This window comes from Sporolactobacillus pectinivorans, assembly GCF_002802965.1.
GTDB lineage: Bacteria > Bacillota > Bacilli > Bacillales > Sporolactobacillaceae > Sporolactobacillus > Sporolactobacillus pectinivorans.
Genome location: NZ_NXGA01000001.1, coordinates 484900 through 496300 on the forward strand (window position 1 = coordinate 484900; position 11401 = coordinate 496300).

Sequence of the window (11401 nt, forward strand, 5' to 3'; positions counted from 1 at the left end):
GGAATAAAACTCATTCAATCCATGCCCGATTGGAAGGGCCAGTCTGTTAAACATCGAGATTCTGAACGTAATGGGCGTTTTCCTGAATAAAGTCCTTCCGCGGTTCAACACGGTCGCCCATCAGCATTTCAAAGACCTGGTCCGCTTCAATAGCATCTTCCAAGTTAACATTCAGCACCACACGGTTTTCCGGATCCATCGTCGTTTCCCAAAGCTGTTCAGGATTCATTTCCCCGAGGCCCTTATAGCGCTGCAAAGCCGGTTTAACATTTGCCGGAAGTTCACTCTGAATCTTTGTCAGTTCCTTGTCATCATAAGCGTACTGCAGCGTTTTTCCGTACTGCACACGGTAAAGAGGCGGCTGAGCAATATAGATATATCTGTTTTCAAGAAGCGGGCGCATGAAACGATAAAAAAATGTTAACAATAACGTCCGGATATGTGCACCGTCCACATCGGCATCAGTCATAATGATGATCTTATGGTATCTTGCTTTTTCCAATTTGAATTCATCACCGACACCGGTGCCAAGAGCAGTAATCATTGCGCGTATTTCAGCGTTGGAGAGGATCTTATCCAGTCGCGCTTTCTCGACATTCAGGATCTTTCCACGCAGCGGCAGTATCGCCTGGTACATTCTGTCGCGTCCCTGTTTCGCTGAACCGCCGGCCGAATCTCCTTCGACGATGTAAAGCTCTGAAATGCTGGCGTCCTTCGATGTACAATCAGCCAGTTTGCCCGGCAAAGAGGAACTCTCAAGGCTGCTTTTGCGCCGAGTGAGTTCGCGCGCTTTTTTCGCTGCTGAACGTGCCCGGGAAGCGATCGTTCCTTTTTCAACAATCAGCCGTGCAATGTCGGGATTTTCATACAGAAATCTGGAAAATGAAACGGAAAACAGATTATCGGTAATGGTCCGAACTTCCGGATTGCCCAGTTTGGTCTTCGTCTGCCCTTCAAATTGCGGATCCGGATGCTTGACTGAAACAATTGCTGTCAGCCCTTCACGCACATCTTCTCCCGACAGATTCGGATCCGTATTTTTCATCAGCTGATTTTTTCGTGCGTAATCATTAATGACGCGTGTCAGGGCAACCTTGAAGCCATATTCATGGGTCCCGCCCTCGTGCGTGTGAATATTATTTGCAAAGGAGTACAGCTGACTGGCAAAACCGTCATTATACTGCATCGCAATCTCGACTTTAATGCCGTCCTGTTCGCCTTCCAAATCAATTGGCGAATGAAGCACTTCTTTCGAGCGGTTCAGAAACTCAACATAAGAACGAATGCCGCCCTCATAGTGAAAAGATTCTTTCTTATCCTGTTCGCGTCTGTCTTCGATTGAGATACGAATATTTTTATTAAGAAAAGCCAGTTCCCGCACACGGACACGCAGTGTATCATAATCAAAATGAGTTGTTTCCTTGAAAATTTCCGGATCAGGAATAAAGTGAGTTGTCGTTCCCGTATGATCTGCGTCACCGATCACTTTCAGATCTTCGACAGGTTTTCCGCGATGATATTCCTGATAATAGACATGGCCGTTTCGGTAAACTTTAACCCATGTCGTTGTTGACAGGGCATTAACAACCGAAGCGCCAACACCGTGCAACCCGCCAGAGACTTTATATCCGCCACCGCCGAACTTGCCACCGGCATGAAGGACAGTCATAATAACTTCAATAGCTGGCCGGCCGACTTTTTTCTGAATGTCTACAGGGATGCCGCGGCCATCATCCATGACAGTGATACCGCCGTCTGTTTCAATGATGACCTGAATATGGTGGCAAAATCCTGCAAGTGCTTCGTCAATCGAATTGTCGACAATTTCCCAGACAAGATGATGAAGACCCTTTTCGCCTGTCGTTCCAATATACATACCCGGCCTTTTCCTGACGGCTTCAAGTCCCTCCAGCACCTGAATCTGGCTGGCATTATAAGACTGCTTCACTTCTTGTTGATCACTCATCATACCCCACCTAACTTGGTGTCATCCGACACGTAATGTCCCTGTATTTCCAACCCGTGACACTTGTAAAAATTCATAGCTGAAGGGGACAATCCCGCCCGCTTTTTAAGCGTCCCCGAACTGAATGGCGAAAAGTACCATTTTGTTTCCGTAAGAATAACAGATTTGAATGGCTGTTCTCCCACTTTGATCCAGTTGCCGCTGGCTTGCGCATCAGAAAAGAGGAGCCGGTTCACTTCGCTTTTCTGCACTGCCTCAAAGTCAAGGACGGCAATCATTTCACCGGAATCAACGATAATCCCTTCACCAAGATGAACATACACGGGCCTCAGCCTTTCACTGATTCTGCTTTTCCCTTTTGAATCTGAAAAAGTGTCGCGCGGTCGAGTAAATGCTTATCCAGACCGTCAATTGATGTTGTCGTGACAAAAGTCTGTACCTTCTGTTTGAAAACGCCCAAAAGGTGTGTTTGTCTGATATCGTCCAGTTCGCTCAGCACATCGTCCAAAAGAAGCAGTGGATATTCACCCACTTCATGGCGGATCAATTCAATTTCAGCGAGTTTCACCGAAAGAGCTGCGGTCCTTTGCTGGCCCTGCGAACCAAATAACTGTACATCCCGTTCATTCACGAAAAATTGGAGATCATCCCTGTGCGGTCCAATCAGTGTCGTTCCTCTGTCAATCTCCCGCCGCCTTAACTGACCGTAACCCGCCTTATATGCCTCTACTATTTTTGACGAATCACTGTCATCTGATACCTCCCGTACAGAGGATTGATAGACCAGAGAAAGCTGCTCTCTACCCTGACTGATCTCGGCATGGATCGGTGCCGCCCATTTATTCAGCATGGAAACGAAACTTAGTCTCCGGTGAACAATTTCTGCCGCAAGCCCAATCAGTTTTTCCGTTAAAATATCCAATAAAGGCTCAAGACTGGCTGCTCGGTGCGAAAAGTCTCTGAGCAGGGCATTTCTCTGCTGCAACACTTTTTGGTAATCGCCCAGAGCATGGATGTAGACGGGGGCTATCTGTCCTATTTCCATATCGATAAAACGTCTCCGCAGGGCGGGACCACCCTTAACCAGACCCAGATCCTCGGGGGCGAACATCACAACGTTGCAGAGGCCTACATAATCGCTGAGCCGCCGTTTTTCAAGATGATTGGCTTTTGCCTTTTTTCCTTTTCTGGATATAATCAGCTCCAGCGGGAGGATATCGCCGTGCCTTGATACTCTACCTTTTATTTTACCATAATCCTCATCCCATTTGATTAAATCTTTGTCATGGGAGGTCCGAGGTGATTTGGCGATCGCGAGAACGTAAATCGCTTCAAGCAAATTTGTTTTTCCCTGAGCATTCTCTCCTAGAAAAACATTGACAGAATCAGAGAAATCCAGAGATAAACGGTCATAATTTCTAAAATTCGTTAATTCGATTGACTGCAGATTCAAGACGGGACGCCCCCTTATGAGCGGGTTATCGTAAATTCACCCATCCCGGTTATTTTTATTTGATCGCCTTCACGCAATTTTTTGCCCCGCCGTGATTCTGACAGATCATTAACAGTGACTTCATTTTTACTCAGAAAGTATTTGGCCTCGCCGCCAGTCTGAATGATCCCGGCTACTTTTAGAAGCTGGCCAAGTGTGATAAAATCCTCTCCACTTTTTATTTTAATTTTTTTCATTCTTCTGCCTCTATTTTCTCAGTTTCTTTGTTCGGAAGCTGCCTTTTTCAGAATGTCCTAATCGGTAGAATCAGCATGAGAATGTCATCGTCACCAACCGGCCGGATGATAATCGGACGCATCGGACCAATAAAATATATTTTTACATTTTCTGCATCTATTTTTCCAAGCGCATCCATCATAAACTTGGCACTAAAGGATATCCGGAGGGCATCACCTTCAAATTTTTCCGCATGCAGCATTTCAAAAACCCGTCCAAGCTCCAGTGACTGTGATGAAATTTCAACTTCATCGCCTTCAGCGCGCAGCTTCACGACATTATTCCGTTCTTCTTTGGCAAGAAGCGAAGCGCGTTCGATCGCGTGATAAAGATCCCTTGTGGACAAGGTCATCTCTGTTTTGCTTTCACTTGGAATCAGGCGGCTGGTATCCGGATAATTTCCATCGAGCAAACGCGAATAAAATTGAACGTTGCTTGATTTGAACAGAATCTGATTGGAAGTCATCACGATGTCCACCATCTTGTCGTCATCATCATCGAGAATTTTTGATAACTCATTCAGGCTTGTACCCGGGATCACCATTTCCCTCGTTTCTCCGGTGTTTCCGTTTTCGACAGGCACAGACCGCTGGGCAAGGCGATGGCTGTCAGTTGCAACACATTCCAATTCTCCGCCCTGCAGTGTCCACTTGACACCAGTCAAAACGGGCCGCGTTTCTGACAGAGAAACGGCGTAAACCGTTTGTCTGACCACATCTTTCAAAAGATCTTTCTTGATGCTGAAAACGTCCTTCTCATTGATCACCGGAAGATTCGGATATTCATCGGGATCAAGGCCATTAAGCGTGAATTCAGAACGGCCTGAAGTTATTTTGGCAATCAACCGTGTATCGACCTCAATAAAAATATTGTCATCCGGCAATTTACGAACCAGTTCTGAAAACAGACGTGAAGGAAGAATGATACTGCCGGCAGTATCAACGGTAACGTTCTCTTTATCATCCTCAATCGATGGAATGTAAGATTTGATTGAAATATCGGAGTTACTACCGGTTAATGTGAGGCCATCTGCTCCGGCGGTCAATTTTATGCCGGTCAGAATTGGAATGGTCGTTTTGGTTGAAATAGCTTTCATGACTTGATTTACCGATTCGGCAAGTTTATCCTTCTGAACGCTGCACTTCATTGCGAGCGATGAGCTGCTTGTATCCTGCATTTCTGGCATGATTCTTGCCTCCAAATAATTATTTAATAATATTTAAAAATAATAATCATAGTAATAGGTGCAGTGAATATGTTAATAAGTTAAAACAGGCGATGAAAAAACTGATTATGCACATGTTGATAAACTGTGCATAAAATTACGGCGCTTTAACTTGTTGTCCACATGATTGTGGACAGATCAAGCGGCCTGATTTTAAACTTGATTGAAAGAAGGCTTAACAAATATTAAGAACACGGTGTAATGGGAAATAAGGACCGGCTAAGCACCACTTTCTTTATTGAATTTTAACAGGTGATTTCAGCTGATCGATGAGCCCGTTGACTTTTTGCTGCAGACTGCGGTCGGAAGCAAGTTGCTTTGTGATTTTTTCGTGGGCGTGTATCACGGTTGTATGATCTCTGCCGCCAAATTCCTCCCCGATTTTCGGCAATGAATAATCGGTTAGCTCACGGGCAAGATACATAGCTATCTGCCTTGGAAAAGCAATTGATTTAGTACGTCTTTTTGCTGAAAAATCCTCTAGTTTCAAATGATACTCTTCGCCGACAGCGACTTGAATATCCTGTATGGTAATTGTTTTAGGCTTCGACGACGGGATAATGTCTTTAAGTGCCTCAGCTGCGAGATCCACATTTATGTCCTGATTATTCAGGGAAGAGAAGGCAATCACCCGGATCAATGCACCTTCGAGTTCACGGATGTTAGTGTCAATCTGGTTCGCAATGTAAATCATCACCTCATTTGGAATATCCAGACCCTCTGCTTTTGCTTTTTTTCGAAGGATAGCAATCCGTGTTTCAAGGTCGGGCGGGGTAATATCGGTAATCAGTCCCCACTCGAATCGGGAACGGAGACGGTCTTCAAGCGTCGGGATTTCCTTAGGCGGCCGGTCACTGGATATGACAATCTGCTTATACTCTTCATGCAGTGCGTTGAATGTATGAAAAAACTCTTCCTGGGTCTGTTCTTTTCCGGCGAGAAACTGAATATCATCAATAAGAAGGACGTCAACGCTGCGGTATTTATTGCGGAATTCAACAGTTTTATTGTCCCTGATCGAATTGATAAATTCATTCGTAAATTTTTCTGAGGAAAGATAAACGACACGGGCAGCCGGATTATGCTCAATAACATAGTGCCCGATCGCGTGCATCAGGTGGGTTTTTCCCAGTCCGACGCCTCCGTATATAAAAAGCGGATTGTACGCTTTTGCAGGCGCCTCGGCGACAGCCAGTGAAGCCGCGTGCGCAAAGCGGTTTCCGGATCCGATAACAAAAGTTTCAAATGTATTTTTGGAGTTGAGCATACTATTATTTAATTCTTCCAGACGTTTCGGGGATGCTTGGTTAGTAGAATGCGCATTGCCGGATGGGCTGTATTCCGGGTTAAAATTCATGGAATCACTCTTTCTTGTTTTCTGTGTGGCTCGTCCATCCACTCCGTCCGACTGTTTTCGCGGAATGATAAACTGCACATTGTAGCGAACACCGGCAATGTCAAAAAGAATATCTGAAATAAGTCTGGAATAATGTTCTTCCAGCCAATCACGCGAGAACTCATTGGGAACGCTGATAATGACTGTCTGTCCATTTATCGACTGAGCTTCCGTTTCTTTCAGCCAGGTTTCGAAGCTCGGTTTGCTGAGCTTCTTTTTTATTATTGTGAGTGCCTGATTCCACATATCCTGAAGGTTATTCAATGCTTAGCTGTCCTCCCTTGTTTCTATGCCTACACATAAAAGAAATCATTTTTTGAAATTTGGCTGAATTCGTGAAATTTATCTGATTCAGCCAAATTTTTCTATATAAAAAAAACAAACACAACAATTTCGACAGTTTTCTTCTGCGGGCAAATAAACAGTTTCGATATTGATTATTTATCCACAATTAAGAAAAAAGTCGAAAGCTGATCGCATCGGGGAAACGAGAAGTTATCAACAGAAGTTAATAATCTGTGGATAGCATGATTCACAAACATGAACGGATGTCCACAGAGTTATCCACAGCCAGTGGAAAACATGGATAAAATCGATACTTTTTCACGGATCAAAGCAATATGATCATATCAAAAAAAAGCAGAATAAGCAACGATTCACAAATGTTATCCACAGTGCATAACTTATCAACTTCCAAACTATGCACACCCTGATTATTTGTTAGAAACTTGTCGATAAATGGTGGAAAATTAAAAATGCCTACTGCGTTTTATCCACAGAAGATATTTATTGCTCCGAAGCATGGCTATTTGACTTCCTGACTATAAATTTATATAATTAGTCAGACTGGTTTTTCATACAAGAAAATTTACGGAATCAGAATCAGAACGGCCGAGATTAGCCGGCAAGATTTGTTTTTTCGAATTGCTGGGAGGTGTATAACAATTGAAACGTACTTATCAACCGAATAAGCGCAGCAGAAAGAAAGTGCATGGATTCCGCGCCAGGATGGCAACTGCTAACGGCCGCAAGGTATTGGCAAACCGTCGGCGTAAGGGAAGAAAAGTTCTGTCAGCTTAAGGCCACTGTGACAAATGCAGTGGTTTTTTTAAAATGGATTCAGTTGTGAAAAATTTATTGCCAATCACCGGCGTTACTCTATACTTGTTAACTGTTGCGTTTTTTCAATGATGTGCCTGAATGCTGAATGTTTGGTGAATGGTGTCCCATTATGGAGGGACAAAATGAAGACGTTAAAAAGATTAAAAAAAAATAAAGACTTTCAAGTGGTTTTCAAGAAGGGCAGTTCATTTGCCAACCGCCAGTTCGTTGTTTATGTTTTGAAACAAGAAGAACAGCCATACTCGCGGCTTGGCCTGTCGGTCAGTAAGAAAATGGGTAATGCGGTAATGCGAAATCATATTAAACGGTTTATTAAAGAAATTTTTCGTAACCTGTCGGACAAACTGGATCCGGGCAATGACTATATTGTTATCTCTCGCCGTCCAGTGCGAACGATGTCCTATCAGCAAATGCAGAGCAGCCTGATCCATGTCTTGAAAAAAACAGGTATGATGACGGAACACAAGGACATTTGATATGAGGTATTTATTTATTTTTCCCATAAGAATATATCAGAAGTTTATTTCTCCTCTGACACCACCATCCTGCCGCTTTTATCCGACCTGTTCTCAATATGCGGTTGAGGCCTTGGGAAGGTTTGGTGTGATCAAAGGGGGATGGCTGACGGTTAAGCGCCTGCTTAAATGTCAGCCCTTCCATCCGGGCGGGTTTGATCCTGTTCCGGAAAAAACAGCAGAAAAAACAAAACGGGTATGATTTAATAACATCGTTCGGACCGATCGAGGAGGTAACGCTTTGCGTAAAAAATTTTTGGGTGCAGGATTACTGATATCGCTTGCGGTTTTGCTTGCAGGTTGCTCAAATGTCAATCAGCCGATTAACAGTCAGTCTACCGGGCTCTGGAGTCATTATTTCGTGTATCCGCTATCCTGGTTTATTACGACTGTATCTCATATTTTTTGGAATAGTTACGGCATTGCTATTATCATTACGACGATCATTGTTCGTCTCGTCCTGTTGCCGCTTATGGCGAAGCAGGTAAAAAGTTCTCAGGCGATGCAGGAACTGCAGCCGAAAATTAAAGAATTACAGCAGAAATATAGTTCTAAAGATCAAAATACGCAGAAAAAGCTTCAGGAAGAACAGATGAAGCTTTTTCAGGAAAATCATGTCAATCCGCTTGCCGGCTGCCTGCCGCTGCTGATTCAGATGCCTATTTTATTCGCCTTTTATCAGGCTATTATGAGAACTGAAGCGATTAAATCGCAGTCATTTTTGTGGTTTCAGCTAGGACATGCTGACCCCTTTTATATTCTTCCGGTAATCGCAGGATTGTCTACATTCCTGCAGCAGAAAATCATGATGGGCCGGATGGGCAATAATAATCCGCAAATGGCAATGATGATGTATGTATTCCCAATCATGATCGCTATTCCGGCGTTGTATTTTCCGTCCGCTTTGGCTCTGTACTGGGTCATCGGCAATATTTTCATGATTTTTCAAACCTATATTATTTATGAAAAACACGATGAGCCTAAAAAGGCCGTGTCCGGGAGTGCCAAAAAGAAGTGAGGGAAGTTGTAAAATATGGAAAGACGGTTGCTGAAGCCGTGTCTTTTGCCCTCGAAGAGTTAAATGCAACTGAGGAACAAGTGAAAACGGAAATTCTTGTCAAACCAAGGTTCGGATTTCTGGGTATTGGATCCAGAAAAGCCTTAGTCAGAGTTAAGTTGAATCAAACAGCGTTCGACGAAGGGATCAGCTTTTTGAAAGACGTTGTCAATGTTTTAGGACTGTCCGTGCACGTTCAGGTTAAAGACAAGACAAAACGGTTCTGTCACTGCGTTTTTTCCGGTAGAGATGCCGCACACTTAATCGGAAAACATGGAGAGACATTGAACGCCCTGCAGTTTTTGGCTAACAGTGTCGTTGCCAGGCATTCGGATTCCAGAATGAGGCTGTTCGTTGATGCCGAAAATTACCGAGAAATAAGAAAAAAGGCTTTGATCCGGCTTGCTGAGCGGATTGCAGCGCAGGTTGTGGCGACTGGAAAAACATATCGTTTCAAACCGATGCCTTTTTTTGAAAGAAAATTGATCCATGTCGATTTAGCGAAAAATGATCAAGTAAGGACCCGATCGTTTGGAGAAGAACCGTATCGCTGTGTAGCAGTCGTTCCTAGGAATATTGAACGATAAGCTGGAATGGAGCGCGGTCGCCAGGTGAATTTTATAATGTTAGAAAAGCACGCAAAGCGGCGCGCTTTTTTCTTATACTGAAGAAACGGCATGAGTGCAACTAAGGATTCGCCAAGTTTGCTTTATTTCGTTTAAGAAGGTATAAAACTTAGAGAAAACAGTACAAGTGAGCGATCAGACAGGTAAGTGTAGACTAAGTTAAAGGAACTTCGGCTAAAAACAAACGTGCATGTCCAGTGCCAATGTCGGAGTCACCGCATCCCGCTGAAGTATATCCTTCAACCTGTTTGACGCTAGGCTCATCTTAGCTGTCGCAACTGGGACCCATTTTGCGCCATAACTTGGTTGGTTTTAACAGACTTTCGTTTTCGGAGTATGCACAGGGATGGGACTTATTAGGAAAGGGTGATAGAATTGTACTATGAAGATACAATTGCTGCTATTTCAACGCCGGTCGGAGAGGGAGCAATCAGTATTGTCCGGTTGAGCGGGCCGGAAGCCATTCAAGCAGTTGGGCATCTTTTTTCAGGCAAAAAGTCTCTGTCTGAGGTTCCCAGCCATACGATTCATTATGGAAAAATCGTTGATCCTGGTACTGGAAGAGCCGTTGAAGAGGCTATGGTTTCCATAATGAGGAAGCCGAGAACATTCACGCGAGAAGACGTAGTTGAAATCAATTGTCATGGCGGTTTGAAGAGCGTGAACAGGGTGCTTGAGCTTGTTCTTGATCAGAATGTCCGGCTTGCAGAACCCGGGGAGTTCACAAAACGAGCTTTTTTGAATGGGAGAATTGATCTTTCTCAGGCGGAAGCCGTTATGGATCTGATTCGGGCAAAAACAGATCAGGCGATGGATGTGGCAATGGGGCAGATGGAAGGAAGTCTTTCCGAGCTTGTCCGAAAACTGAGAAGACAGCTTCTCGATACTCTGGCCGCGGTCGAAGTGAATATTGATTACCCGGAGTATGATGGCGCCGAAGTTGTCACCAGCCAGATGCTTCATGATCAATCAGTCGCAGTCGGGAGACGGATTGATCAGATACTATCAACTGCGCGGCAGGGAAAAATACTTCGTGAAGGATTGTCCACTGCAATTATTGGACGGCCAAATGTCGGGAAATCGTCACTGCTAAACCATCTGATCCATGAAAATAAAGCCATTGTTACAGACATTCCAGGCACGACACGTGACATTATCGAGGATTATGTAAATATTCATGGCATTCCGCTGAAACTAATTGATACAGCGGGTATCCGGGAAACGGACGATATAGTCGAGAAGATCGGCGTGGAGCGTTCGCGAACCGCACTGAAAAAAGCTGATTTGGTTTTGCTTCTGATTAATTATCATGACGATCTGACAGATGGAGATCGAGCACTTTTTAATCTCATTGGCAAGACGCCGGCTATTATTGTTCTGAATAAAACAGATTTATCATTAACTGTGTCAATGGATGAAGTAGATAAGCTTGCAAAGGGACGGCCGGTTGTCCAGACTTCTTTGCTCAACGAAGAGGGAGTTTCAGAACTTGAGGAGAGCATTGCATCGCTCTTTTTCGAACACGGCATATATCAGAATGAATCGGCCTACGTCTCCAATACCCGGCATATTGCCTTGCTAAAAAAAGCTAAATCGGCTATCGCCGATGCAGTTGCCGCTACGGATCAGGGACTGCCGGTTGATATGGCCCAGATCGATGTCAGACGGGCATGGGACATACTGGGTGAAATAATCGGGGATACAGTCTCAGACAGTTTGATTAATGAGCTTTTTTCAAAGTTCTGTCTTGGAAAATAATTTTATC

General features: G+C 44.1%; 12 protein-coding genes. 6 read left to right on the top strand and 6 right to left on the bottom strand.

From position 1 onward, the window contains the following. Positions 1–46 precede the first annotated feature (46 nt). The 6 genes from gyrB to dnaA all read right to left on the bottom strand — a co-directional run bounded on the left by gyrB (position 47) and on the right by dnaA (position 6580). Complete coding sequence (gene gyrB, locus COP04_RS02625; RefSeq protein WP_100486571.1) at positions 47–1966, bottom strand: DNA topoisomerase (ATP-hydrolyzing) subunit B; 1920 nt, start codon at positions 1964–1966, stop codon at positions 47–49. Next, on the bottom strand, positions 1966–2289 hold the full coding sequence (gene remB / locus COP04_RS02630; protein WP_100486572.1) for an extracellular matrix regulator RemB: 324 nt from the start codon (positions 2287–2289) through the stop codon (positions 1966–1968). Before remB ends, gyrB begins: the two co-directional genes overlap by 1 nt. A gap of 5 nt (positions 2290–2294) precedes the next feature. Beyond that, a complete protein-coding gene (gene recF / locus COP04_RS02635) occupies positions 2295–3419 on the bottom strand; it encodes a DNA replication/repair protein RecF (protein WP_100486573.1) in 1125 nt (374 codons plus the stop codon). Positions 3420–3433: 14 nt separating this feature from the next. Beyond that, complete coding sequence (gene yaaA / locus COP04_RS02640; protein WP_100486574.1) at positions 3434–3655, bottom strand: S4 domain-containing protein YaaA; 222 nt, start codon at positions 3653–3655, stop codon at positions 3434–3436. Between the two features lie 47 nt (positions 3656–3702). Continuing rightward, complete coding sequence (gene dnaN, locus COP04_RS02645; RefSeq protein WP_100489490.1) at positions 3703–4842, bottom strand: DNA polymerase III subunit beta; 1140 nt, start codon at positions 4840–4842, stop codon at positions 3703–3705. Between the two features lie 313 nt (positions 4843–5155). After that, positions 5156–6580 (bottom strand): chromosomal replication initiator protein DnaA, encoded by a 1425-nt coding sequence (gene dnaA, locus COP04_RS02650; protein ID WP_100486575.1) that lies wholly within the window; start codon positions 6578–6580, stop codon positions 5156–5158. Between the two features lie 681 nt (positions 6581–7261). Between dnaA and rpmH the strand changes: the two genes are divergently transcribed. The 6 genes from rpmH to mnmE all read left to right on the top strand — a co-directional run bounded on the left by rpmH (position 7262) and on the right by mnmE (position 11394). Then, on the top strand, positions 7262–7396 hold the full coding sequence (rpmH, locus tag COP04_RS02655) for a 50S ribosomal protein L34 (RefSeq protein ID WP_010630846.1): 135 nt from the start codon (positions 7262–7264) through the stop codon (positions 7394–7396). Between the two features lie 164 nt (positions 7397–7560). Continuing rightward, the gene (gene rnpA, locus COP04_RS02660) at positions 7561–7914 is read left to right on the top strand and encodes a ribonuclease P protein component (RefSeq protein WP_100486576.1); all 354 of its coding nucleotides are present in this window, start codon (positions 7561–7563) and stop codon (positions 7912–7914) included. Position 7915: 1 nt separating this feature from the next. Then, entirely contained in the window at positions 7916–8155 is a 240-nt protein-coding gene (gene yidD, locus COP04_RS02665) for a membrane protein insertion efficiency factor YidD (protein WP_100486577.1), read from the top strand. Positions 8156–8194: 39 nt separating this feature from the next. Then, positions 8195–8971, top strand: coding sequence for a YidC family membrane integrase SpoIIIJ (spoIIIJ, locus tag COP04_RS02670; protein WP_100486578.1), 777 nt, complete (start codon positions 8195–8197; stop codon positions 8969–8971). Continuing rightward, the gene (gene jag / locus COP04_RS02675) at positions 8968–9597 is read left to right on the top strand and encodes an RNA-binding cell elongation regulator Jag/EloR (RefSeq protein WP_100486579.1); all 630 of its coding nucleotides are present in this window, start codon (positions 8968–8970) and stop codon (positions 9595–9597) included. Before spoIIIJ ends, jag begins: the two co-directional genes overlap by 4 nt. A 414-nt stretch (positions 9598–10011) precedes the next feature. Then, positions 10012–11394 carry a tRNA uridine-5-carboxymethylaminomethyl(34) synthesis GTPase MnmE gene (gene mnmE, locus COP04_RS02680; RefSeq protein ID WP_100486580.1) on the top strand — a complete coding sequence of 461 codons (1383 nt, stop codon included), beginning with the start codon at positions 10012–10014 and terminating at the stop codon, positions 11392–11394. Positions 11395–11401: the final 7 nt, after the last annotated feature.